We start from the raw sequence: 22,726 nt of genomic DNA on the forward strand, positions 1-22,726 counted from the left end.
GGGGAGGGCTCAGGCGCCTCGGAGCAAGGTGGACCGAGCCGGTTCGGCTCCGCGTGACGTGTGGACGCCGCCGCTGGGGATGGGTACCCCAGCGCACGGGAGATTCCACGAGCGGCCGCCTGGGCGGGAGGGATCAAGACGGGGGTGTGGGCGGTGCGGGCGTGCGCGACGATCGAGACCGCCGCGACCCCGGACCGGTGGCTGTGGGACTTCGCCGAGTTGCCGCTCAAGGAGCCCGGCCGGGTGGCTGGTTCCTCCGCCGCGCGTCTGACACCGCATCCGGGACGGAGTCAGCCGACTGTCTGGGTGCCGATGACGGAGAGCAGGCGCAGCTTGTCGTGGCTCTCGGAGCCGGGGGTGGCGGTATAGACGAGCAGATGGTGTGACTGGTCGGGGTCGAGGAGGGTCTGGCAGTTCAGCTCCAGGGGCCCGACCTCAGGGTGGAGAAAGTGTTTGACCTGGGCGGGGCGGACGCCCACCTCGTGCGTATCCCACAGGCTGCGGAACTCCTCGCTGCGTTTCAGGAGGAGGTCGGCGTAGTGAGCCGCCCGGGAGTCCGGGCCTCTCAGGGTGGCGATCTGGCGCAGTCCGGACGTGAACATGCGGGAGAGCAGGGCATGGTCCTGCGGCGCGTACAGTGCGCGGGTGGCCGGCAGGGTGAACCAGCGGAAGCCGATGCTCCGTTCCGGTCCGGTGAACCGGGTGGTGTCGCCGGTCAGAGCCACGCCGAGCGGGGTCTGGCGCAAGGTCTCCCCGAGCTCGGTGACGATCTCGGCGGGGGTGTCGGTCAGGCGGTCGAGGATGCGCAGCAGGCCGGGGCCGATGTGTTCGCCGGCCGCGCCGCGGACGGGTGGGTTGTGTCCGGCCAGACGGAACAGATGGTCACGCTCGTCCAGGGACAGATGCAGGCCCTGTGCGATCGAGGCGACCATCTGTTCGGAAGGCTGCGGGCCGCGCTCCCGTTCCAGCCGGGCGTAGTAGTCGGTCGACATGTGGCACAGTGCCGCGACCTCCTCGCGGCGCAGGCCACTGGTCCTGCGGCGCTGTCCCCGTGGGAGTCCGACGTCCTCGGGCTGTAGCAGCTCCCGCCGGCGCCGGAGGAAGGCAGCCAACCCGGTCCGATCGATCTCCATTGGACCCTCCCCTGTGTGCTCTCTTTGTGTCGCTCCCTTTTCTATCGCCGCTGCGGAGGCGCAGCCACGGACCGTCGATCCCCCTCTCCGGTACCCAAGGCGGCCACAGTCTGATGGGCAACCGGCACTGGCCTGCGTAAACGGCAGGAGGCCGCCGTATCCACGGCCTCCGGATCAGGGGATCGGCAGGCCCTGCACCACGTCTGCGGATTCGGTCACGGTGGAAGCAACGACACCGAGGGAGTTTCACCCATGCCACGCACCGACTTCGACATCACCGTCCCCGATCTGTCCGGCAAGCGCGCGGTGGTCACCGGCGCGAGCGACGGCATCGGACTCGGCATCGCGACCCGCCTCGCGGCCGCCGCCGCAGAGGTACTCCTGCCGGTCCGCAACCCGAGCAAGGGCGAGGCGGCTCTCGACGCGATCCGTGCGCAGGTCCCCGACGCGGACGTGTCGCTGCGTACGCTGGACCTGTCCTCGCTCGCATCCGTGGCCGCGCTGGGCAGGACTCTGCTGGCGGACGACCGCCCGATCCACCTGCTCGTCAACAACGCCGGCGTCATGACACCACCCCAGCGGCAGACGACTTCGGACGGATTCGAGCTGCAATTCGGCACCAACCACCTCGGCCACTTCGCCCTCGTCGCACATCTGCTGCCTCTGTTGCGGGCCGGTCGGGCACGCGTGACGTCGCAGATCAGCGTCGCGGCGAACCGGAACGCCATCAACTGGGACGACCTGCACTGGGTACGCTCCTACGACGGCATGCGCGCCTACAGCCAGTCGAAGATCGCGTTCGGCCTCTTCGGCAGGGAACTCGACCGCCGCAGCGCAGCCAATGACTGGGGCATCACCAGCAACCTGTCCCACCCGGGCGTCGCCCCCACGAACCTGCTCGCCGCCCGCCCCGAAGTGGGCCGCGCCCGGGACACCTGGGGCGTACGCGCCATCCGCGCCCTGTCCGCCCGCGGCATCCTCCTCGGCACGGTCCGCACCGCACCGCTCCCCGCGCTGTACGCGGCCACGTCGCCGCACGCCGAACGCGGAGCGTTCTACGGCCCCAGCGGCCCGGGCCACCTGGGCGGCCCACCCGCGCAGCAGAAGCTCTACAGCCGTCTGCGCAGCACGAACGACGCCCATCGCATGTGGGAACTGTCCGAGGAGCTGACCGGGGTGCGCTGTGCGTGACGGACCAGGTCAAGGTCACCGCGACGCTGCCTCGGTCGGTCGTCGCCGACGACCCGGGCCGACAGCCGCCTCACAGTGCCTTTCCCGGGTTGAGGGTGTCGTGCGGGTCGAAGGCTGCCTTGAGACGGCGTTGCAGTGCGTGCTGTGCCGGGCCGAGTTCGGCGCCCAGCCACTGCCGCTTCAGGGTGCCCACGCCGTGCTCGCCGGTGAGTGTGCCGCCGAGGCGGAGCGCCGTGGTGAAGATGTCACCCGCCGCGCGCCAGGCCGGGGCGGGGATCTCCGGGAGGTCCGGGTCCACGACGAGGATGGGATGGAGATTGCCGTCGGCGGCGTGCGCGAAGGTGAAGATGCGTACGCCGTGCCGATCGCCGGCGGCCGTGATTTCCCCTACCGCTTCGGCGAGTCGGGCCCTGGGCACGGCGATGTCCTCGATCAGTACGCGTCCCAGCCGCTCCAGGGAGGGCAGGGCGAGCCGGCGTGCGGCGAGCAGCCGGTCGGCCTCCGCCGGGTCGTCGGTGATCTCGACGGTGGCCGCCCGGTCGCGCAGCAGTGGTACCGCCAGCTCCGCCTCGGCCGCCGCGGCCCGGCCGTCGCACTGCAGGAGCAGCAGCGCGTCGCCGCGCGACCGCAGGTCCGTGCCCTGCGCCTCGTCCACGGCGGCCAGCACCGGCCCGTCCAGCAGCTCCGCCATGGCGGGTTCGACCCGGGCGGCGATGAGCGCGGAGACGGCCTCGGCCCCCTCGGCGAAGGTGTCGAAGGAGGCGGCGACGGTGACGGTCGTCTCGGGCACCGGCCGCAGTCGTACGGTCGCGGCGGTGATCACGCCCAGGGTGCCCTCGGAGCCCGTGAGCAGCGCCGTCAGGTCGTAACCGGTGACGCCCTTGACGGTGCGTCGGCCGGTCCGTACCGGCGTCCCGTCCGCGAGCACCACATCGAGCCCCAGCACCGCGTCCCGGGTGACGCCGTACTTCGCGCAGCGCAGCCCACCCGCGTTGGTCGCGATGTTCCCGCCCACGGTGGACAGCGCCGCGCTCGCCGGATCGGGTGCGTATCGAAGGCCGAACTCGCCTGCGGCGTGGTCCAGATCGGCGGTGATCACGCCCGGTTCGACGACGGCGAGCTGGTCCTGGGGGTTCAGTTCCAGGATGCGGTTCATACCTGACAGGTCGATGACGACGCTGCCCGTTCCCGCGTTCGCACCGCCCGACAGGCCGGTCCCCGCCCCGCGCGGCACCACCGGTACCCGCAGGGCGTCGGCGTGCCGCAACGTTGTCCGTACGTGGTCGGCGTGCGCGGCGTGCACGACGGCCAGGGGCGCGCCCTCGGCATGGCTGCCGGAACGGTCGGCGGCGTACGGGGCGGTGGCCTCGGGGCCGATGGTGAGGACGTCGTCGGGCAGTTCGCTGCGCAGTGCGGTCAGCAGCGCTTCGGCGTTACGGGGGCGCGACGCCAGGGGGAGAGTCATGCTGCTGCCTTTCCGGGCCGGGCTGTCTTTTCGTGCCGGGCACTCCGTGTCTCCAGTGCCCGCTCGCCGATGGTGAGCAGGGCGGTGTCCGCCTGCGGGGCGTGCACTGGGGCGCACTGGATGTCGCGGAAGTGGCGCTCAAGAGGGTTGTCGCGGGTCAGGCCCGGATTGCCGAGGAGGCGTACGGCGAGCTGCACCGCCTCGGTGGCGTGCCGGTCGGCCAGGACGCGGGCTCCCAGGGCCTGTTCGGGTGTGTAGGTGCCATCGGCCGCGTCCACTCGCTCGGCGCCGCCGAACACCAGTTGTTCGGCCGCATCGAGGCGCAGTGCGATCTCACCCGCCGTGCGCCGGAAGCGTTCCGTACGGGCCACCGGGTGGCCGAGGTTGGCGGGCACTCGCTCGTGCGCGAAGCGGTGGAAGTACTGCTGCGCTGCACGGGCCACGCCCAGGTAGAGGGCGGCGAGCGGGAGGTGGAGGGCGGCGCCCGCGCGGTTGTCCTGCTCCGCGGCCGTGCCGTGCGGGGCGATCTCGACCACGTTCCCGGCCGGGATCTCGACCCCGTGCAGTGTGATGTCGTGGCTGCCACTCGCACGCAGCCCCAGATGGTCCCAGCGGTGGGTGACCTCGATGCCCGGGGACGCACCGGATACGGCGAACGTACCGACGCGCGGCGTGGGCTCGTCAGTGGTGGCCCACACCAGTAGCCAGTCCAGCCCGTCCACACCGGTGGCGAAGCGTTTGCGGCCGGTGAGGCACCAGCCGCCGGCGGTGCGCCGGGCCACTGTCGCGGGCAGCCCGCCGCGCGCGGGGGAGCCCAGTTCGGGCTCCCCCCGGATGTGGTTGAGCAGTACGGGGCGGTGTGCCGCGTCGGCCAGCAGCCGTGCGTAGAGCGCCTCCGGCCAGTGCGGGCGTACCGCCTGGCGGTGGTGGATGGTGAGGCTCATCGCGGTGATCAACGCGACCGAGGGGTCGCCCGCGCCGAGTGCGTGCAGGATGCGGGCGGTGGCGGCGACGCCGAGCCCTGGACCGCCGTACCGTTCGCCGACAGTGGCGGTGAGCAGTCCCGCCTCGTGCGCGGCGCGGATGCCCTCGGCGGGGAAGGCGCCGCTGCGGTCGTACTCGGCGGCGGTGGCGGCGAGCCGCTCGGTGACGGGCGCGAGGGCCGTGAGGTCGGGGACGGGGAGCAGGGCGGGAGGAGCGGATGCGGTCATGAGGAGAGGGCCTTTCGCAGCGGGGCGTTCAGGGCGTTGCTCCAGAAGCCGTTCACCTTCGGTGCCCGCCGCAGCGCGCCCAGGTCGTGGAAGGAGTCGGCGACCTCCTGCTGGGAGGCGGTGGCCCGGGCGTTCACCGGCCGCATCTCGGTCCGGCGCTGCGCCTCGGCGGAGCTGAACTCCGCCAGCGCCTCGTCCACCGGCTGATGGGTCGCGGCGGCGGTGACCTTCGCGAATTCCTTCTCGTGGCCGTCGCGGACGTATCCGTACGCGCGGTCGATGCGGGCGAGCAGATCGGCCAGCGCCCGGCGCGCGGCCGCGCTGCCGAGAGTGCCGTCGGAGGCGGTCCACAGAAAGTTGCCGGAGAGGATGTCCCTGGCCGAGCCGATGGTGCGGGCGCCCTGCTGATGGGCGGCGATGACCGAGTTGCCGTATCCGGCGAAGGCGTCGACGGCTCCGCCGTTGAGCGCGGCCATCCCCTTGTCGGGCTCCAGCGGGGCGGCGGTGATGTCGTCCCACTGGAGCCCGGCCTGCTTCAGCAGCCGGTAGAGGAAGTAGTGGGCGGTGGTGTTCTTGACGTACCCGACCTTCTTCCCCTTGAGCTGCGCGATCGTTGTGATCTTCGAGCCCTTGGGGGCCACGACCTCCTGGTTGAGGGTGTTGCCCCGCTGTACGGCGACCACCTTGAAGTTGGGTCTTCCGTCGGCGGCGGCGAAGACCGGCGGGATCTCGCTGGACTCCGCCACGTCCAGCGCCCCGGCCCGTACCGCCTCCAGTTGCTTGTCGCCACCCTGGAAGAGGCTCCAGCGCACCTGGTACGGCGTGTCGTCCAGCCCGGCGAACTTCAGCAGCGCCTCTTCCCGCTTCCAGCCGGTCGCGCCCACCCGCAGAGTGACCGACGACAGGCTGTCCCCACTGCCCCCGGTCCCTTCCGCGCCGGCCGGCCCGCCGCATCCGGTGAGTGTGCCCGTCAGCAGGACGGCCGCGGCGGCGAGGGAGAGTGCGCGTCCGGCCGCCCGGACTCCGAGTATCCTCACGCGGCCGCTCCCGTGGCAGCGCGGTGTGCCAGTTCCTGGCGGACCAGCGGCAGGACATGACGGGCGTAGTCGATCGCGTCGTTGAGCGGGTCGTAGCCGCGGATGGAGAGCAGTTCGCAGCCGATGTCGACGTAGTCCAGCAGCGCCTTGGCAACTGTCTCCGGGGAGCCGACCAGTGCGGTCGAGGCGCCGGCGGCATTGGTGGCCGCTGCGGGCGCGGTCCACAGGCAGCGGTCGTGCACCTCGCCGCGCTCGGCGGCGGCCAGCAGCCGCTGCGAGCCGATGTTGGCCGGGGTGCCCTGGCCGACCGCCGGATAGTGCCGCTGCGCGGCGCGCTCCGCATGCCGGGCCTTGACCGTGCCCAGGATGCGGTGCGCCTTCTCCCAGGCCAGCTCGTCGGTGGGGGCGATGATCGGGCGGAAGGAGACCCAGATGCGGGGCCGCGGCCGCCCGGCGGCGTCCGCATGGGCGTTGACGGAGGCGATCTGCTCCGCGGTCTCCTTCAGCGGCTCGCCCCACAGCCCGAAGATGTCGCCCTGCTGCCCGCCCACCCGGTAGGCGTCCTCCGAGGAGCCGCCCACCGAGATGGGGATGGTGTCCTGGTATGGCTTCACGTCCGAACGGAAGCCCTCGAAGCGGTAGTACGGGCCCTCGTGGGAAAGCGGCCCGTCCGCCGTCCACACCTTGCGCAGGATCTGTATGTACTCGTCCGAGCGTGCGTAACGCTCGCTCTTGCCCAGGTAGTCGCCCTCGCGGCGCTGCTCCTCGTCGTTGCCGCCGGAAATGATGTGCACCGCCAGCCGGCCCTTGCTGATCCGGTCCAGCGTGGCCAGGGCCCGGGCCGCGTGGGTCGGGAAGATCACGCCGGGGCGGTGTGCCAGTACCGGCTTGATGCGCTCGGTGTGGTTCGCGACGAACTGCGCCAGCTGCAGCGCGTCGGGAGCGGCCGAGTGGTACGTGACGAGGGTGTAGTCGAAGCCGCCGTCGTCCAGGGCACGGGCGTAGCGGCGGGCGTAATCGGGGTCGATACCCGATCCCGCCGTGGGGTCGCCCTCGGTGGCGGGGTTGGGGTGGACGGCGCTGATGAACTCGACGGGCATGGCGGGGTCACTCCTTGAAGAGGCTGGGGTCGACGTGGTCGGCGAGCTGCGGATTCGGGGTGAGGACACCGATGCGGTGCATGGTGTCGCCGACCTGCTGCACGTCCCGGGTCACCCGGTCGCTCACCGGCAGCAGATCGCTGTTGGACTGGCTCACCAGCGTCCTGGCGATCTCCGCGGAGGCGCCGTTCTGCTGCCGGATGGCCTTCGCGTACTCACCGGGGTGCTTCCGGGACCAGGCCAGTGCCTTGTCCAGACGGCGCAGGAAATCCGAGATCGCGGCCTTCTTGCCCTTGTCGGCCAGCGCCTTCTCGGAGGCGCCGAGGAAGCCGTAGCCGCTGATGCGTCCGTCGGTGCCGTTGACGAGGAGACGGCCGCCCTGCTGCTCGGCCGCTGCCTTGTAGACGCCGAAGGTGGCCCAGGAGTCGATCTTCCCGGAGGCGAAAGCGGCCTGGGCGTCGGTAGGCAGCAGGTACTGGACCTTGACGTCGGAGTAGCGCAGCCCCGCCTGCTCCAGCACGTGCGCGAGCAGGTACTCGGCGATGGAGCCCTTGGCCGAGGAGACCACGACCTTCTTCCCCTTGAGGTCCTTGACGCTCCGCACCTGCGAGCCCTTGCGGACCACGATCCCGGTATGCGAGCCGTCGTTGTGCAGCGCGCCCACGGCCTTGACCGGCACCCTGCCGGAGAGTGCCTGCAGCGTGGGGAGGTCGGCCGCGTACGAGGTGTCCGCCGCGCCTGCCTGCACGGCCTGGAAGAGCGGCGCGGCGCCTTCGAACTCCGCCCACCTCACCTTGTACGACGTACCCTTCAACGCTCCGGAGGCGGTGAAGAGGGTCTGCAGGTTCCTGGCCTGGTCGCCGAGGGTGAGTGTCACCTGCGACGTGCCCGTACTGGACGCCGCCTCGGTACTGCCGCAGGCGGTGGTGGCGAGCAGCGCGGTGACCGACAGCGCGGCACCCAGCATTCGCACCGCGCGCGGGGTCGTACGGCTGGTCGTACGGCTCATACGGTCGTTGCCTCTTCCTGATGTTCCTGATGTTCCTGATGTTCCTGGCGTTGCTGGCGTTGCTGTCCCTCCGGACCTCCGTGACGTGCGGCGGCGTCGCGGACGCCCAGCCGGTCCAGCAGCTCGCCCCGCAGCCGCACGAACTCGGGTGACCCAAGGTCGCGCGGCCGCTCCAGGCCGACTTCCGCCTCGTACGCGATCCGTCCGCTGTCCATCACCAGCACCCGGTCGGCCAGCAGCAGTGCTTCCTCCACGTCGTGCGTGACCAACAGCACCGAGCAGCCGTGCCGCTGCCACAGGTCGGCCACCAGTCGCTGGGCCTTGCCTCGGGTCAGTGCGTCCAGCGCACCGAACGGCTCATCCAGCAGCAGCAGTTCGGGCTCACGGACGAGCGCCCGGGCCAACGAGACGCGCTGGGCCTGACCGCCGGAGAGTGTCTTGGGCCAGGTGCCGGCGTGGTCCTCGATGCCGACCTCGGCGAGGTAGCGCCCGGCGAGCGCCCGGTCCGGTGTGCCGGGCAGACCGAGCACGACGTTCCGCCACACCCGCAGCCACGGCATCAGCCGCGGCGTCTGGAAGGCCGCCGACCGGCGCTCCGGCACGCTCACGTCACCGTCGGCCTCGCCGTCGAGACCGGCGAGGATCTTCAGCAGCGTCGACTTTCCGCACCCGCTCTGGCCGAGCAGAGCGACGAATTCACCCTGCCGGATGGTGAGATCGAGGCTGTCGATGACGGTCGTCCCACCGAAGGCGCGGCTGAGACCGTGGACCAGGACGCTGTTCTTGTCGCTCTCCCTGTTGTTCTTGCTGCTCTCACTGTTCCTGCTGCTCACCGTGGGCACTGTGGTCACTCTCCTTCGCCCTCGAACGACGCCCGCCAGGCCAGCAGCCGCCGGGACAGCAGCCGTACGGCGAAGTCGCACAGCAGCCCCAACACCGCGTATACGGCGAGGCACAGGACGATGACGTCGGTCTGGAAGTACTGCTGGGCGTTGCTCATCAGATAGCCGATGCCGGCGTCCGCGTTGATCTGCTCGGCGAAGACCAGGGCCAGCCATGCGGTGGACAGCGCGTACCGCAGCCCCACCAGCGCGCCGGGCAGTGCGGACGGCAGGATCACGTAACGGATCAGGCCGATGCGGCCGAGCCCCAGCATCCGGCCGGCCTCGATCAGTTGGGCGTCCGCGGACCGGATGCCGCCGTAGATGTTGAAGTACAACGGGTACGTGACACCGAGCGCCACCAGCGCGATCTTCGGGGTCTCGTCGATGCCGAACCAGACGATGAACAGCGGAATGAGCCCCACCCAGGGGATCGCCCGGAACATGCCCATCGACGCATCGATGACGTCCTCGCCCAGCCGGAACAGCCCGGCTGCCAGCGACAGCGCGAGTGCCACCACCGCACCGATGAGGAATCCGGTCGCCGCGCGTCGGCCCGAAGCGGCGATGGCGTGCGGCAGCTCGCCGGTACCGGTGAGGTCGAGCGCGCGCTGGACGACATCGATCGGAGAGGCCAGCACGGATTCGGGGAGCAGACCCGTGGTGCTCGCGAGGAACCAGAGCGCCACCAGCCCGACGGGGCCGGCAACCCGTCGCACACCACGCGGCACACGCCGGGCGGGGCGCTTCTCCTTGGGAGCGGCCGGCTTGGTGACCGGAGCGGTCCGGTTCGCTGCGGCGGCCGGTAGCGGCGCGGAGGCGGGTGCCGGCGGGGAGCTGCCGGAAACGGCGGTGGGCGGGGAGGACATGGAGAGCCTCTCGGTCGGGGGAGGAGTGTGAGTGGGATGAGCGAAGTGGGATGAGCGAAGTGGGATGGGGGCCTGTACGAGGTGTCCCGCCGGTGCGGCTCAGCCCGGTTGTGGTCCTTCCGCAACAGGTCGTGCGGGGTCGGCGGACCAGGCGGACCAGGAGCCGGGGTAGAGGGCGGCCGGGATGCCGGCGTGGGCGAGGGCCGCGATCTGATGGGCCGCTGTGACACCGGAGCCGCAGTAGACCCCGACCTCGGTGGCGTCGTCCGCGCCGAGTGCGGCGAAACGCAGCGTGAGCTCTTCCGAGGGGCGGAAAGCACCGTCAGCGGTGAGGTTGTCGCCGGTCGGTGCGGAGCGGGCGCCGGGGATGTGCCCGGCACGCGGGTCGACGGGCTCGCTCTCGCCCCGGTACCGCTCGGCGGCCCGGGCATCCAGCAGCACACCGGTACGGGCCATCCTGGCGGCCGCTTCGGCGTCCAACACCGGCAGGTGCCCCGGTGTGAGCACGATGTCGCCCGGCTCCGGAGGGACAGCCTGGCCGGTCTCCGTGCGCAGCCCTGCCGCACGCCAGGCACCCAGCGCTCCGTCGAGCAGTGTGACCTGCTCGATCCCTGCCCAGCGCAGCAGCCACCAGGCGCGGGCAGCGGCCGTGTTGCCGTTGTCGTCGTACACGACCACCGGGCGGCCCGCGGTGAGTCCCCAGCGGCGAGCCGCCGCCTGCAGGGCGGCGACGTCCGGCAACGGATGGCGGCCTGCGTCAGGCGTGGGCGGAGCGGCGAGTTCGGTGTCCAGGTCGACATAAAGAGCGCGCGGGATGTGCTCCTTGAGGTAGTGCCCGTGGCCGTCCGGATCACCGAGCTGCCACCGTACGTCGAGGATCACGGGCGCCGGGTCGTTGGTGTGCAACCGAGCGTAGAGCTCGGCCGCGGTGATGAGGACGGGAGCGGTGGACCAGGGCGTCGGGGCGGTCATCCGAGGTCCTCCGTGGCGGCGATCGACGGCAGCTCGGGAGAGAGCCGCAGGCGCTCGAGGAAGAGCACGACGGTGGCAGCGACCGTACGGTGGGTAGCATCGTTGAGGACGTCGTGTCGTGTACCGGCCAGGCTCACCAACTCCGCGCGGGGGAACGGTCGGTAGGCATGGCGGGCCTCCTCGAGGGGGCTGACCGTGTCGTCCGCGCCGTGCAGCCCGAGCACCGGCAGTGCGACCCGGGCCGACGCGGGCAGCTCCGGCGGCGGCGCGTCCGCCAGGGCGCGGCGCCGGAACGTGGGGTCGGCGGAGAGCCGGCCCCGATGCGTGGGGCACGCGGTGCGCTGCGCGAGTTCGCTTTCCCAGTCCGGGCCCGTCGCAACGGAGTGCGGGCCGGCGGGCAGCCCCGCGAGGACCAGCGCGTCCAGACCGGGGGCGGCCCGCGCGGCGAGCTGCGCGGCGTACGACGACCCGGTGTCCGAGCCGACCAGCACCCGCGGCCCGGGCAGTGTCTCGTCGCGCAGCAGTTTGGCGGCCTCGTCGGTGACCGCAGCCGGGTCGAGGGTGGCGTCCCCCAGGGCCCGTACGCGATAGCCGTCGGCAGCGATTCGGCGGCCGAACCGCTCGTACACACCGCCGTGTTCACCACGGCCGGGGAGCAGGACGAGAGTTCCGCGCGGCGCGATTCCCTCTGGTTCGTCCCAGGAGTGGACAGGCTGAGGAGAGCTCATGGTGACTCGATTCGTCGAAAGGTCGAAAGGTCGAAAGGTCGAAAGGCGGAGGCGAAGGCGAAGGCGAAGGCCCTGCGGCCGGGGGAGCCGATGTGCGGAGTGACGGGATACAGAGCGGGATACAGAGATCGCCGCAGACCTGGCGATGCAACGAAGTGCCGACACAGCGAGGTACCGACACAGCGAAGTACCGACACAGCGACGTAACGACCCGGAGCCGCCCGGCGTTGGGAGCGGACGCAGTGAGGGCGAAAAGGTCTCCTTCGCCCTGCGTTCCCGCCGGGCGAAGAGAAAGAAAAGGTCAGCGACAGCGCATCGCGCACACGCGGCCGAAGTCGACCACGCGCCGCTGCGTCAGCCAGGTGCCTGCGCCACAGCACACCACGGCACCGGCGGCCGACGGCCCGGTTCCGGCGTGGTGGAGGCGCGGCTCGCAGGCCGGCGCGATGGCTGTATGCAGCATGCGCTCAGCATGCCGGAGGCGGGAACCGTACGTCCAACGACGATTCGCCATCAAAATCGATCACGATTCATAATCAATTAATGCTAGCCTCGGCCCATGCGACCGACCCTGGACATCGTGGCGCTGCGCAGCCTCGTCGCCGTAGCCGACTACGGTGGCTTCCACCGCGCGGCCGGTGCGCTTGCGCTCAGCCAGTCCGCGGTCAGCCAGCACGTCCGACGGCTGGAGAAGACCCTCGGAGCTCCTGTCGTCGAACGCGACGGACGCAGAACCCGGTTCACCGCCCACGGCACCCAGCTCCTCGAAGAAGCCCGGCTGATCCTTGGTGCGCACGACGGGGCCGTCCGCCGGCTGCTCGGCGAAGACGGGCCCGCGGCCGCGACCGTCGTCATCGGTGCCACCGAGCACGGCGCCGACCAGATCCTCCCGGTGCTCACCGAGGCGGTGCGGGCGGTGCGTCCGGGTGCCGAGGTCCGGGTACGGATCGACCGCTCGGTACGCCTGACGGACGCGGTCGAGCGTGCCGAAGCCGACCTCGCCGTCTACGTCACCGAGGCAACCGCCGCCGCGGGCACCCCTGTCGGTGCCCTCCCGTTGCGCTGGTACGCGGCCCCCGGCTGGACGGCGTCCGCCGCCACCTCGCTGCCATTGGTCGCCATCAACGAGCCGTGCGTCATCCGCCGCCGTGCCCTCACGGCGCTGGCCGCCCATGACATCCCGGCCACCGTCGTCGCGGAGGCCGGCTATCTCGCGGGCGTCCTGGACGCCGCCCGCGCCGGGCTCGGCGTCGCCCTGCTTGCGGTTCCCGGCGGCCAGCCCCCCGAAGGGCTCGTCCCGCGCGACGACCTCCCCGCCGTCTCTCCGGTGCCGCTCAGCGCGCGCCCCCGGCGCGGCGCCGACCCCTCCCTGATCGGCACCGCCATCGAGGCCGTGCGCGCCCTCCTCGCCTCCCGCGAGACCGACCGCGCGGCATGACGCAACGGGCGCATGGCGCCGCTACGAAGGCGTCATCGCGGCAGAGGCCAGGCGCTCCGCCCCTGCCATGACCGGCTCTTGACCCACGGTTGGCGATTGCCGGGGTGCGGGAAAAGAATCGACGCGGACGGATGGCGCGGGCCAGTGGGAATCAGATGCACGCCGCCCGGTGCTCTGACGATTTGTCTCCTCGACTGCTCATCTCCGGCCGCTCGGCACTCGTCGAGGGGCCGCTCGAGACCAGATGAGGAAGTGGCGGTGGGCGGTGGGCGGTGGACTTCGAGACGCCGAAACACTGTGGCAGGGCCCGCCACGCGAACCCACTCACCAGCACGTAGATGATGGCGGCGAACAGCGTCTCATCAGGCGTGTTCGCAGTACCACCACCCTGCGGCCGCAGCCGATCCTCCGGAATCAGCGGCCGGGCCATCTCCCACAAACCATCCGGAACAATCCAACTCCACGCATCCCGCCCCATGGCAAGCTCAACGAGCGATCACCACATATTGATCAGAAACTCATGGGGTTCTCGTTCAGACCACCAACGCGGCCACCGCCCGCAACCGCAAGGCCTCCTGCGTCGACGGCGACGGATGCCGCGCGTCCCCCACCAGATCGCTCACACACCACCCACGACCCAGAACCCAAACCGTTTCGGATCAGGACCCCATACCGAGATGCGCTCCACCGGCGACGTCGAGAGAGACGCCGGTGATGTACCGGTTGGCCCGGTCCGTGAGGAAGCCGATCGCGTTGGCGACCTCGGTCGGTTCGGCGAAGCGGCGCATGGGGAGCTGCGCGGCGCGAGCGTCTCGTGCTGCCTGCGCGGAGCCGGACTGGTCGGCGAGCTGTGACCACATCGGCGTGTTCACTGGTCCGGGATTGACGGCGTTGACCGAGATCCCGTCCGGTCCGAGGATCTTCGCCATCGACCACATGATGTGCAGCACGGCGATCTTGCTGGCGTTGTACGGCAGGTAGTCGATCCGCGCTTCCTTGGCCGCGACCGACGACAGCAGCAGAATGGTGCCCTTCGTGCCGGTGTCCCGCATGAGGTTCGCGACCTCGCGCGTGATGGTGAACGTGCCCGTGGCGTTGATGCGCATGGTGCGCTCGAACTCCTCGGTCGTGGTCGCCAGCGGATCGGGGGTGCCGCCCAGCACCCCCGCGGCGTGGACGAGGACGTCGATGCGGCCGTGCTCGGCGACGGTCCGGCGTACCACTTCGGAGGTCTGCTGCTCGTCGGTGACGTCGAGCTCGGCGAAGCCGGCGATGTCCTGGCCGTCGAGCGGTGCGAGGTCGGCCCCGACGACGATGTCCCCGCGCGCCTGCAGCGCGTCGACGGCGGCCGCGCCGATGCCGCCGCTGGAGCCGGTGACCAGGGCGACCTGGGGCTGCGGCGCTACTGCACTGCTTTGCTGGACCACGTGCGTCCCTCCTGTTCCTCGGTGGGCAGGCCTGCCGCCGCGAGGATCTTGTCGAGTAGCTGCTGGGTCTTGACCGCTTCCCATCCGGAGGTCAGCGGCTGCTGCCGGTCCTGAACGCGGTCGAGGAAGTGGCGGACCGCGTCGGCGAAGCCGAAGGTCTCGGTCGCGGTCGCCCAGCCGAACGCCTCCGGGCTCATCGACCGGACGGTGCGGACGCCGTCCGCCGTCACCGCGACGGTGTCGGGGGCGACGACCTCCGCCGAGCGCAGCTGCCCGTACGCGTCGAGCTTCTCACCCCACGCGCCGGCGGTTCGGGCCGCGACCAGCAGGCCCGTGTTCCCGGTCGAGAACCGGATGAGGGCGGCCGTGCCGTCCTCCTCCCAGGGGTCGGTTCCGGCGGCCGCGCTGGTGACCTCGACGACGTCTCCGCCGCAGAACCAGCGGAGGAGGTCCACCATGTGGATCGCGTTCTCGAACGTGGCCCGGTACTCGGAGCCGGCGCGGTTCTTCTGCGCGACGCAGAACGACGCTCCGGCCGCACCGAACGCTTTCCGCGCGGCGACGTACACGGGCGCGAACCGCCGGTTCAGGCCGACCATCAGGATGCGGCCGTGCTTGTCGGCGAGCTCCGCGAGGCGGACCGCGTCGGAGGTCGAGGTGGCGAGGGGCTTCTCGCAGAACACGTCGATGCCGGCGCGCAGGGCGCTCTCGACGGCCGCGACGTGCTTGGAACGGGGAGTGAGCACGAAGACGGCGTCGAGTTCTTCGGCGTCGAGCATCGCGTCGACCGTGCGGTACACGTTCGCGAACCCCCACCGACGCTGCAACGGGCTCGGGTCCTCGCGCCGCGAGACCAGGGCGCGCAGTTCGATGTCGTCGCGCTGTACAAGGGTGGGCAGTTGCGCGATGCTGGCGATGTTGCCGGCGCCCACCACGCCGACGCGGAGTGCGGTCACGAGCGGACCTCGGCCTTCTGGCCGGCCGCCTCGACATCGAGCTGTCGCAGCAGCGTACGGAGGTGCTCGGCGCCGCGTCGGAATCCGATCTCGGGGGCTTCGAGATCCTGCGGATGCCACCGGTACTCGTATTCGAGCGAGAGCACGTCGTCGTAGCCGACCTCGCGAAGGCGTCGCAGGATGGACGACCAGGCGAGGATGCCGTCGCCGACGACGCGCGACATGACGGCGCGTTCCTCGGCGTGCACGCGCGCCGTCTCGGACGCGACGAACGGGGCGTTCGGGTCCTTGAAGACAAGGTCCTTGACGTGCACGTGGCCGATGAGATCGCCCTGGACGGCGAAGGCGTCGTCGAAATCCTCGTCGTGGGTGAAGGTGAGGTTCGCCTGGTCGTAGAGGACGCGGACGGCGGGCGAGTCGACCGCGCGGATGAGCTTGGCGGTGTCACGCGCGGTCTGCGTCATGGTGCCGAAGTGGTTCTCGGCGCAGAGCACGACGCCTGCGTCCGCCGCAGGTCCGGAGAGCTCCTGGAGCGAGCGGACGAGCTGCGTCCAGTGCGCGGCGTGGTCCTGCCGGTCCGGCTGCCACGCGCCGGAATAGACGCGGATGCGGTTCGCGCCGACGGCGTGGGCGATGTCGATGGCCGACCGCAGTTCGTCGACGGCTGCTCCGCGTATGCGCTCGTCGGTCGCGTTGATGGCGGTCGTGTACGGGGTGAGCCCGATGACCGGGATGCCTTCGCCGTCGGCGACGCGTGCCGCTTCCGCCGCTGCCGCGGCACCGCCGATGGGCAGACCGCTCGTGTAGTCGTCCTGGTAGATCACCTCGGCGGCATCCAGGCCCGCTCGGGCGAAGAGTTTAAGCGCTTCGGGAACGGTGTGGTCGGGGGTGCCGAGGGTATGGCCGGCGATCTTCACGAGGGTGTCTCCGAGGTCTTCGAGGTCTTCGGGGTCGAGTGGGTGTGCCAGTCGTGGGGGCCGACGAGACGCGGAGGATCGACGACCCGCGAGCGGTCGACGAACTCGAGGATGAGCCCCCAAGAGGTGCGGGCGTACACCCACCGGTTCCCGGCGACAGCGGGGCTGTCGCCGCCGACCTCCTTGCGCGCACCGAGGATCTCGATGCCCCGGAGGTCGGCGACCGCGGCGACGACGTCGTCCACGTCGTCGACGACGAAGCAGAGATGGTGCCCGCCCGCATCGCTGGCCCGCGGGAACTTGGGGGAGCGGTCCTCGCTCCACCACTGGAACAACTCCACGTTCAGATTCGGCGGCAGCCGGAGCATGCGCAGCTCCAGGTGCGCGTCCGCGGGCACGCCGAAGTGCTCCGGCATGACCGCGGCATCGGGTCCGCGGGTGGAGCGATAGAGCTCCTCGGCGCCGAGCAGGACGGTGAACAGGCGGGTGGCGTCGTCGAGGTCGGGGACGGTGAAGGCCACGTGGTCCACGTATTGCAGACCGGGAAGGCGACCGGGGTTCGGATTCATGAGCGCAGTTCCTGGGTGGAGGAGCGGATGAGAAGCGATGGTTCGAGCACGACGTGGTCGGGCGGGCCGCCGGCGATGAGGGCCTCACCGAGTTCGATGGCGATCCGTCCGAGGTCGGTGATTGGTTGTCGGACACTGGTCAGCCGGGGGTTGAACTGGGCGCCGAGGTCGAGGCCGTCGAAGCCGATCACCGACAGGTCGGCGGGCACGGTCAGTCCGCGCGAGCCGAGCTCGGAGATCATGGCGAATGCGATGAGGTCGTTGGAGGCGATCACGGCCGTCGGGCGGACCGGTTCCCGCATCCAGTGGTCCACGAGCCCCGGCCCCGGTTCGGCGCCGGGCGCCGCCTCCAGGACGACGGGCGGGATGGCGTGACGCTCGGCGGCGTGGTGGTAGGCGTCCCAGCGATCCTGGGCGGTGTACGTGCCGACGATCCCCGGGGCGTAGGCGATGTTCGTGTGGCCGAGACCAAGGAGGTGGTCGAAGGCCAGGTCGATGCCCCGGGCGCTGTCGACAGTGACGGTGGGCACGGCCGGGTCGTCTTCGACCCGGTCGATGACGACGACCCGGTTCGGAAACGCGTACCGGCGGAGCGCCTCGAGGTTGACCCGGGTTGAGGGGGCGACGATGCCGAAGGGGGAGTACATGGACTGCATCGCGCTCACGTAGTCGGCGGTCTGCCCGGTGTCGCCGTCGGTGATGCAGAGCATCAGCTGGTAGCCGCGTGCTTCGGCGGCGGCGGCGGTCGTGCGCGCCAGCTCGGCGAAGAACGGGTTGGTCAGGTCCGGAACGATCAGCGGGACGAGGTTGCTCGAGCCGCGGCGGAGAGCCTGCGCGAGGGGGTTCATCGAGTACCCGAGCTCGGCTGCGACACGCAGCACGTGTTCCCGGGTCGCCGCGCGCACGGCATCCGGCTTCGAGAACGCACGCGACACGGTCGAGCGGTGGACGCCGGCCGCTTCGGCGACGTCGTCGATGCTTACTTCAGCCACGACGCGCCGTCCTCTCCAGGTGCGGCGACCAGATGAGCTCCATAGTGGTCAGAAGCTCGGCGAGCGTCGGCAGGCCCGCGAACCCGGTCGTGAGCGTGTCGGCGACGCCGGTGACGAACACGTCGTACAGCGGGTCGCTGTCGACCTCGAGGACGGCGCTCTTGGTGACGCCGGATTGGTCGGTGAATGTCGCGTCGCCGTTGGTGTCGACGGTGGCGAACCCGTTGGTCCCGGCCGCGGTGAAGCTGCAGTACCGCTTCAGCGGCGAGTTGGGGAACGCGTAGCCGACCTCGACGATTGCCTCGCGGCCGGTGGCGGTGGTCAGGATCATCGTGGCGTGGTCGTCGACCGCCTCGCCGTGCAGCGTGGTGGAGAGCTTCCGGACGACGTCGACGGGATGTCCGAGGTGACGGATCGCCAGATCGACGAAGTGCGGGCCGAGGTTCATCAGGCTGCCGCCGCCCGAGAGGGCGGGTTCGAGCATCCACGGGTTGCCATTGCTCCGATACCGCGAGGGCGGACCGGCGACGAACGCCATCCGTTCGTAGACAATGTCGCCGGCCTGTCGCAGCCACGTGTCGATCGGGGCGCCGCGCTGGACGAGCGGCACGGTCGCCGGCACGGCGGCCGAGCGCGCCTCCTCTTCGATCGTCCGAAGGTCGTCGAGGCTCGCACCGGCGGGCTTCTCGATCACGAACGGGATGCCGCGCTCGATGAGTTCTCGGCCGACCGCGAGCATCTCGTGGTGCGGGCAGAACACGAACGCCACCTCGATGCCGTCCTGGTCCAGAGCCTCGTCGACGCTCGCCGCGACAGGTGCGCCCAAGGGCTCGGCGAATGTCCGAGAGACCGCGGGGTCGGGGTCCTGCACCGCCGTCACGCGGAAGTGTCGAGCCAGCCCGGCACGGTACAGCGGCGCGTGCCAGTGGGACGCACCCAGCACCACGGCCGAGGGCCGAGGGGCCGAAGAGGAATGATCCACCGCCGTGGACTCCTTCGCTTCGATGAGGATCCCGGCGCATCAGTCGCTCGCGAATGAGAACGATTGCTGAGATCGATTGCAGAACAGGGTGCAACACCTCGCCGCGATCCGTCAACGCCTCCTGGACGCGGCTCGCGAAGCGCGTGAAAGTGGTGTATCCATCAGGGCCATGTTCCAGAAACTCCACGTCATAGAGACGATCCGCGATTCCGGCAACGTCCTCATCGTCCGCCTCGACACCGCCGAGGAGGCGTTCGAGGTGGCCTCGGCAGCCGTCGCCGGCGGCATCCGCGCCCTCGAGATCACCCTGTCGATCCCCGGCGCCCTCACCGTGATCGAGCGCCTGACCGAGCGCTTCGCCGGTGAAGACGTGGTCTTCGGCGCGGGCACCGTCCTCGACGGGTACGCCGCCTGGTCGAGCATTCAGGCCGGCGCGCAGTTCCTCGTCAGCCCGAACCTCAACCCTGAGATGATCCGCGTCGCCAACCGCTACCAGATCGCCACCATCAGTGGTGCGTACACGCCGACCGAGATCCTCGATACGGCCGAGGCCGGCGCGGACATCGTCAAGCTCTTCCCCACCGAAGCCGGCGGCATCCCTTACGCCAAGGCGGTCCTGGCGCCGCTCGCGCACATCCCGATCCTGCCGGCGGGTGGCGTCACCACCGCCAACGTCGGCGACTGGTTCGCCGCAGGCGTCGCGGCGGTCGGAGTGGGCAGCGCCATCACCAAGGCCGGCCGCCCCGACGGCGACATGGGCAAGGTCACCGCAGCGGCGAAGGAGTTCGTGGCCGCGATCGAGCGAGTGAAGCAGTGACACCCGACGTCCAGGCCCTGCCCGTCGCCTACATCACGCTCGGCGGGGCGGGGTCGGGTAAGTCGACCCTGTCGAGACACCTCAGCTCCCTCACGGGCGCGGCGTATCTCGACAAGGACACGCTCGCCGGGCCCCTGGTGCGAGTGGCTCTCGAGGCGTTCGGGCAGGATCCCTCCGATCGGGAATCGAACGAGCTGTACCTGCGGAAGGTCATGCCGGCCGAGTACGAGACGCTCTTCGCGACCGCCGGCCGGAATCTGGAACTCGGCCACTCCGTCGTCCTCGATGCACCGTTCGTGGCGTACCTCGGAGACCCCGACTTCCTGCGTCGCTCGACCGAGAATGCAGGCTGGCCCGCCGCTCGCATCCGGGTGATCCACGTGCGCACCTCGCCCGAGGTCGTGCGGCAACGGTTGATCGAGCGCGGCAGCGAGCGGGACCGGGTCAAGCTCGCCGGATGGGACGTCTACTGGGAGCGATTCGGTGCTCTCGAGTGCCGCTGGAACACCGGCGAGCACGACATCGTCGTGAACGACGACGAGTCGGCGTTCACGCGCCTGCGCGAGCTGGTTCAGCACAACTGACCGCTGCGTTCCCGGGGTTCGACGACCAGGGTGACCGCTGGGTCTTGACAGCGAGGGCGGACGCGTGTGACTTTTCGTAACGGCGTTACAGGTAACGCTGTTACTCCACGATGGCGAGGAGACGAAGACATGGCACTGGCCGGTGACGTCACAAATGCGATGCGTGTGCTCGAACTGCTGGCGCCGCATCCCGAAGGCCGACGCGTCACGGAGATCGCCGAGCGCCTGGGCGTCAACAAGGCCATCGCTCATCGCCTCCTCGCCGCCCTGGTCGATGCGGGCTATGTGAATCAAGACCCCCGCACCTCCAGCTACTTCGCCACTCACAGCCTCGGCGCCCTGGGGCTCCGCCAGCTGTCCTCGTCAGGAGTGGGAACGTGGGCTCAGCGAAGCCTGGACTCGCTCGCGGCGGAGTGTGAAGAGCTCGTTCGCCTGGCAGTAGTCAGCAACGACTCCTTGAAGTGGATCGCCAAGGCCCAGGGGGCGAACTCGTCCCTCCGCATCGACCCCGTCATGGGCCAGGACGCGGTCCCCCACGCCACTGCATCCGGGAAGGCGTGGCTCGCCACTCTTTCTCCGGACCGAGTCGCGACCGTGCTGGCGCACGAGAGCCGTCTCGACGTCACCCCCAGATCCCCCCTCGATCGGTCCGCTCTCCAGGTCGAGCTCGACGAGGTTCGTCACCGCGGGTACGCCACGACGATTGAGGAGATGGATCTCGGTATCAGTGCCGTGGCGGCCGCCATCCACGGAGCCGGACCGGGCCGGGAGGCCACCGGGACGATCAGCATCGCGGGCCCCTCCGTGCGGATGACCCGAGCGCGCATGGCCGAGCTGTCGCCGCCCCTGCTCGCGGCCGCGGCTGACCTCTCCCGGAGCTGGCCGAGCTACACCTACCTCGTCGCAGACGAGGAACTCTCCGCCTAGACAGGCAGACACCCCTTTTCAACAGGTTCAGCGACCCTCGGCCCGGGCGTTGGGATGCTCACTCGCGCCCAAATTCAAAGGAGAATTCAATGACGGCCTCACGTCGCGCGCCCAGTACATCCGCCCCCGACAGCACAGACCCTGTCCCGCGTAAGAGACAGGCCCGTAACCTGCTCGCCGGGACCGTCGGGCACTTTGTCGAGTGGTACGACTGGTATGTATACGGTCTTCTCGCCGCTGTCTTCTCCGCGCAGATCTTCCCCTCGGGCTCCCAGTTCGCGTCCCTTATCGCCGCGTTCCTCACTTACGCCATCGGGTTCATCGTGCGGCCTCTGAGCGGCATCATCCTCTCCCCGCTTGCCGACCGGTACGGGCGCCGACGCGTCCTGTCTCTCGCGGTCTCGGGGATGGCTCTCGGCGCGTTGATCATCGGGTTTACACCCCCGTACGCGACCATCGGCTACTTCGCGCCGATCCTGTTCGTCGTCGCCCGCATCCTCCAGGGCATCTCCGCCGGCACCGAGGGGCAGAGCGCCATCGCGTTCATGGTGGAACACGCTCCAGCCAACCGGCGCGGACTTTTCGGCTCCTTCACCAACATGGCCAGCGGGCTGGCAACCCTCGCCGCAACGGGCGCCGCAGCCACCGTCACCTCTGTTTTCGCCGCCGACACCCTGGCGTCCTACGGATGGCGGATCCCTTTCATCATCGGTGGTGTGATCGGCGTCGCTGGACTCATCCTCCGCGCCCGCTCGGACGAGTCTCCGGAGTTCGAAGCCAGCACGCTCGTCGAGCAGAAGTCCGCACCCGCGAAGCTCCTCCAGCTGCTCCGCGAGCACCCCAAGGCGATCCTGCAGACGGCTGCCCTGTCCGCTCCCGCCGTGGCCTACTACACCTGGGCGACGTTCCTGCCCACCTACGCCAACCTCACCTCGGGCCGAGACCTGTCCTCCACCCTTGCCGGCAGCGTGATCGGCCTGGCGCTGCTGGTTGTCGTCGTCCCCGCCGGCGGCTACCTCTCCGACCGTCTCGGTCGCCGGAAGATCTTCCCCATCATCGGCGCCATCGGAATGATCGTCCTGTTCTATCCGCTCCTTCTCCTCCTGCAGGCGCCCGGTTTCGGTGTCTACGTCATCGTCGCCGCCTCCGGATGGGTAGTCCTCGGAATCTGGCAAGGCGTCTACCCCACCATCCAGGCTGAGCTGTTCCCCGCCTCGGTCCGCGTCTCCGGAATCGGATTCGCCCATCAGATCGTCATCGCCCTCTTCGGCGGCACCGCACCCCTCATCGCGTCCGCGTTCGTCGGCGCCGGACGGCCCATGTACCTGGCGATCTACATGATCGTCATCGTCGCCCTGTGCCTCATCGTCTACTTCACGCTCCCGGAGACCGGCAGCCGTGCCCCGCGGGAGATCGTTTCCGCGACCGACACCATCGCCGTCGTCATGAGCGAGGACTCGTCCACTGCTGCCAGTTCAGCCCCTGAACAGCACATGGAGCCCCGGTCGTAGCCGCCCCTGC

The 22,726-nt window shown here is 70.2% G+C and carries 23 protein-coding genes and 1 pseudogene; 6 read left to right on the forward strand and 18 right to left on the reverse strand.

The annotated features are described in order from the left end of the window. Positions 1 to 290: 290 nt before the first annotated feature. Positions 291 to 1,133 carry a helix-turn-helix transcriptional regulator gene (locus ACZ4MH_RS14150; RefSeq protein ID WP_351585949.1) on the reverse strand — a complete coding sequence of 281 codons (843 nt, stop codon included), beginning with the start codon at positions 1,131 to 1,133 and terminating at the stop codon, positions 291 to 293. A 252-nt stretch (positions 1,134 to 1,385) separates the two neighbouring features. Here ACZ4MH_RS14150 and ACZ4MH_RS14155 point away from each other — a divergent pair, with 252 nt between their 5' ends. Next, on the forward strand, positions 1,386 to 2,324 hold the full coding sequence (locus tag ACZ4MH_RS14155; protein ID WP_351585951.1) for an SDR family oxidoreductase: 939 nt from the start codon (positions 1,386 to 1,388) through the stop codon (positions 2,322 to 2,324). A gap of 70 nt (positions 2,325 to 2,394) precedes the next feature. Here the strand turns inward: ACZ4MH_RS14155 and ACZ4MH_RS14160 are convergent, their stop codons facing one another. From ACZ4MH_RS14160 to ACZ4MH_RS14205, 10 genes are all read right to left on the reverse strand, one after another. Further along, entirely contained in the window at positions 2,395 to 3,789 is a 1,395-nt protein-coding gene (locus ACZ4MH_RS14160) for an FAD-binding oxidoreductase (protein ID WP_351585953.1), read from the reverse strand. Beyond that, on the reverse strand, positions 3,786 to 5,000 hold the full coding sequence (locus ACZ4MH_RS14165) for an acyl-CoA dehydrogenase family protein (protein ID WP_351585955.1): 1,215 nt from the start codon (positions 4,998 to 5,000) through the stop codon (positions 3,786 to 3,788). Before ACZ4MH_RS14165 ends, ACZ4MH_RS14160 begins: the two co-directional genes overlap by 4 nt. Further along, complete coding sequence (locus ACZ4MH_RS14170; RefSeq protein ID WP_351585957.1) at positions 4,997 to 6,037, reverse strand: ABC transporter substrate-binding protein; 1,041 nt, start codon at positions 6,035 to 6,037, stop codon at positions 4,997 to 4,999. The genes ACZ4MH_RS14165 and ACZ4MH_RS14170 overlap by 4 nt, the downstream gene beginning before the upstream one ends. Beyond that, positions 6,034 to 7,137, reverse strand: coding sequence for an LLM class flavin-dependent oxidoreductase (locus ACZ4MH_RS14175; RefSeq protein WP_351585959.1), 1,104 nt, complete (start codon positions 7,135 to 7,137; stop codon positions 6,034 to 6,036). Before ACZ4MH_RS14175 ends, ACZ4MH_RS14170 begins: the two co-directional genes overlap by 4 nt. A 7-nt stretch (positions 7,138 to 7,144) precedes the next feature. Continuing rightward, positions 7,145 to 8,146, reverse strand: coding sequence for an ABC transporter substrate-binding protein (locus tag ACZ4MH_RS14180; RefSeq protein WP_351585961.1), 1,002 nt, complete (start codon positions 8,144 to 8,146; stop codon positions 7,145 to 7,147). Next, positions 8,143 to 8,979, reverse strand: coding sequence for an ABC transporter ATP-binding protein (locus ACZ4MH_RS14185; protein WP_351585963.1), 837 nt, complete (start codon positions 8,977 to 8,979; stop codon positions 8,143 to 8,145). Before ACZ4MH_RS14185 ends, ACZ4MH_RS14180 begins: the two co-directional genes overlap by 4 nt. A 14-nt stretch (positions 8,980 to 8,993) precedes the next feature. Then, positions 8,994 to 9,896, reverse strand: coding sequence for an ABC transporter permease (locus ACZ4MH_RS14190; RefSeq protein ID WP_351585965.1), 903 nt, complete (start codon positions 9,894 to 9,896; stop codon positions 8,994 to 8,996). 99 nt (positions 9,897 to 9,995) lie between these two features. Further along, positions 9,996 to 10,868: a sulfurtransferase gene (locus ACZ4MH_RS14195; RefSeq protein ID WP_351585967.1), complete on the reverse strand. Its 873-nt coding sequence runs from the start codon at positions 10,866 to 10,868 to the stop codon at positions 9,996 to 9,998. Next, positions 10,865 to 11,596 (reverse strand): alpha/beta hydrolase, encoded by a 732-nt coding sequence (locus tag ACZ4MH_RS14200; protein WP_351585969.1) that lies wholly within the window; start codon positions 11,594 to 11,596, stop codon positions 10,865 to 10,867. The genes ACZ4MH_RS14195 and ACZ4MH_RS14200 overlap by 4 nt, the downstream gene beginning before the upstream one ends. A gap of 301 nt (positions 11,597 to 11,897) precedes the next feature. Next, positions 11,898 to 12,059 (reverse strand): hypothetical protein, encoded by a 162-nt coding sequence (locus ACZ4MH_RS14205; RefSeq protein WP_467754512.1) that lies wholly within the window; start codon positions 12,057 to 12,059, stop codon positions 11,898 to 11,900. Between the two features lie 96 nt (positions 12,060 to 12,155). Here ACZ4MH_RS14205 and ACZ4MH_RS14210 point away from each other — a divergent pair, with 96 nt between their 5' ends. Further along, positions 12,156 to 13,034: a LysR family transcriptional regulator gene (locus tag ACZ4MH_RS14210; RefSeq protein WP_351585971.1), complete on the forward strand. Its 879-nt coding sequence runs from the start codon at positions 12,156 to 12,158 to the stop codon at positions 13,032 to 13,034. A 231-nt stretch (positions 13,035 to 13,265) separates the two neighbouring features. Here the strand turns inward: ACZ4MH_RS14210 and ACZ4MH_RS14215 are convergent. The 7 genes and pseudogenes from ACZ4MH_RS14215 to ACZ4MH_RS14245 all read right to left on the reverse strand — a co-directional run. Beyond that, positions 13,266 to 13,512 (reverse strand): annotated as a pseudogene (locus ACZ4MH_RS14215) (transposase); the annotation flags it as partial. A gap of 181 nt (positions 13,513 to 13,693) precedes the next feature. Beyond that, positions 13,694 to 14,461: an SDR family NAD(P)-dependent oxidoreductase gene (locus ACZ4MH_RS14220; RefSeq protein WP_351585972.1), complete on the reverse strand. Its 768-nt coding sequence runs from the start codon at positions 14,459 to 14,461 to the stop codon at positions 13,694 to 13,696. After that, positions 14,437 to 15,417 (reverse strand): Gfo/Idh/MocA family protein, encoded by a 981-nt coding sequence (locus ACZ4MH_RS14225; protein ID WP_351585973.1) that lies wholly within the window; start codon positions 15,415 to 15,417, stop codon positions 14,437 to 14,439. The genes ACZ4MH_RS14220 and ACZ4MH_RS14225 overlap by 25 nt, the downstream gene beginning before the upstream one ends. Further along, on the reverse strand, positions 15,414 to 16,334 hold the full coding sequence (locus tag ACZ4MH_RS14230; RefSeq protein WP_351585975.1) for a sugar phosphate isomerase/epimerase family protein: 921 nt from the start codon (positions 16,332 to 16,334) through the stop codon (positions 15,414 to 15,416). The genes ACZ4MH_RS14225 and ACZ4MH_RS14230 overlap by 4 nt, the downstream gene beginning before the upstream one ends. Next, complete coding sequence (locus ACZ4MH_RS14235; protein WP_351585977.1) at positions 16,331 to 16,903, reverse strand: VOC family protein; 573 nt, start codon at positions 16,901 to 16,903, stop codon at positions 16,331 to 16,333. Before ACZ4MH_RS14235 ends, ACZ4MH_RS14230 begins: the two co-directional genes overlap by 4 nt. Continuing rightward, positions 16,900 to 17,895: a LacI family DNA-binding transcriptional regulator gene (locus ACZ4MH_RS14240; protein ID WP_351585979.1), complete on the reverse strand. Its 996-nt coding sequence runs from the start codon at positions 17,893 to 17,895 to the stop codon at positions 16,900 to 16,902. Before ACZ4MH_RS14240 ends, ACZ4MH_RS14235 begins: the two co-directional genes overlap by 4 nt. Next, positions 17,888 to 18,877, reverse strand: a complete 990-nt coding sequence (locus tag ACZ4MH_RS14245) for a Gfo/Idh/MocA family protein (RefSeq protein ID WP_351585981.1) — start codon at positions 18,875 to 18,877, stop codon at positions 17,888 to 17,890. The genes ACZ4MH_RS14240 and ACZ4MH_RS14245 overlap by 8 nt, the downstream gene beginning before the upstream one ends. 169 nt (positions 18,878 to 19,046) lie before the next feature. Here ACZ4MH_RS14245 and ACZ4MH_RS14250 point away from each other — a divergent pair, with 169 nt between their 5' ends. The 4 genes from ACZ4MH_RS14250 to ACZ4MH_RS14265 all read left to right on the forward strand — a co-directional run bounded on the left by ACZ4MH_RS14250 (position 19,047) and on the right by ACZ4MH_RS14265 (position 22,716). Next, positions 19,047 to 19,694, forward strand: coding sequence for a bifunctional 4-hydroxy-2-oxoglutarate aldolase/2-dehydro-3-deoxy-phosphogluconate aldolase (locus tag ACZ4MH_RS14250; protein ID WP_351585983.1), 648 nt, complete (start codon positions 19,047 to 19,049; stop codon positions 19,692 to 19,694). Next, positions 19,691 to 20,278, forward strand: coding sequence for a P-loop nucleotide/nucleoside kinase family protein (locus ACZ4MH_RS14255; RefSeq protein ID WP_351585985.1), 588 nt, complete (start codon positions 19,691 to 19,693; stop codon positions 20,276 to 20,278). The genes ACZ4MH_RS14250 and ACZ4MH_RS14255 overlap by 4 nt, the downstream gene beginning before the upstream one ends. 129 nt (positions 20,279 to 20,407) lie before the next feature. Next, a complete protein-coding gene (locus tag ACZ4MH_RS14260; protein ID WP_351585987.1) occupies positions 20,408 to 21,205 on the forward strand; it encodes an IclR family transcriptional regulator in 798 nt (265 codons plus the stop codon). An 89-nt stretch (positions 21,206 to 21,294) separates the two neighbouring features. Next, entirely contained in the window at positions 21,295 to 22,716 is a 1,422-nt protein-coding gene (locus ACZ4MH_RS14265) for an MFS transporter (RefSeq protein ID WP_351585989.1), read from the forward strand. Positions 22,717 to 22,726: the final 10 nt, after the last annotated feature.

It is taken from the genome of Streptomyces sp. NPDC026301 (assembly GCF_055567935.1).

Coding starts and splice junctions, on each gene's coding strand:
- ACZ4MH_RS14150 (WP_351585949.1), bottom strand. CDS start 1,133: ATGGAGATCGATCGGACCGGGTTGGCTGCCTTCCTCCGGCGCCGGCGG.
- ACZ4MH_RS14155 (WP_351585951.1), top strand. CDS start 1,386: ATGCCACGCACCGACTTCGACATCACCGTCCCCGATCTGTCCGGCAAG.
- ACZ4MH_RS14160 (WP_351585953.1), bottom strand. CDS start 3,789: ATGACTCTCCCCCTGGCGTCGCGCCCCCGTAACGCCGAAGCGCTGCTG.
- ACZ4MH_RS14165 (WP_351585955.1), bottom strand. CDS start 5,000: ATGACCGCATCCGCTCCTCCCGCCCTGCTCCCCGTCCCCGACCTCACG.
- ACZ4MH_RS14175 (WP_351585959.1), bottom strand. CDS start 7,137: ATGCCCGTCGAGTTCATCAGCGCCGTCCACCCCAACCCCGCCACCGAG.
- ACZ4MH_RS14180 (WP_351585961.1), bottom strand. CDS start 8,146: ATGAGCCGTACGACCAGCCGTACGACCCCGCGCGCGGTGCGAATGCTG.
- ACZ4MH_RS14190 (WP_351585965.1), bottom strand. CDS start 9,896: ATGTCCTCCCCGCCCACCGCCGTTTCCGGCAGCTCCCCGCCGGCACCC.
- ACZ4MH_RS14195 (WP_351585967.1), bottom strand. CDS start 10,868: ATGACCGCCCCGACGCCCTGGTCCACCGCTCCCGTCCTCATCACCGCG.
- ACZ4MH_RS14200 (WP_351585969.1), bottom strand. CDS start 11,596: ATGAGCTCTCCTCAGCCTGTCCACTCCTGGGACGAACCAGAGGGAATC.
- ACZ4MH_RS14205 (WP_467754512.1), bottom strand. CDS start 12,059: ATGCTGCATACAGCCATCGCGCCGGCCTGCGAGCCGCGCCTCCACCAC.
- ACZ4MH_RS14210 (WP_351585971.1), top strand. CDS start 12,156: ATGCGACCGACCCTGGACATCGTGGCGCTGCGCAGCCTCGTCGCCGTA.
- ACZ4MH_RS14235 (WP_351585977.1), bottom strand. CDS start 16,903: ATGAATCCGAACCCCGGTCGCCTTCCCGGTCTGCAATACGTGGACCAC.
- ACZ4MH_RS14250 (WP_351585983.1), top strand. CDS start 19,047: ATGTTCCAGAAACTCCACGTCATAGAGACGATCCGCGATTCCGGCAAC.
- ACZ4MH_RS14260 (WP_351585987.1), top strand. CDS start 20,408: ATGGCACTGGCCGGTGACGTCACAAATGCGATGCGTGTGCTCGAACTG.
- ACZ4MH_RS14265 (WP_351585989.1), top strand. CDS start 21,295: ATGACGGCCTCACGTCGCGCGCCCAGTACATCCGCCCCCGACAGCACA.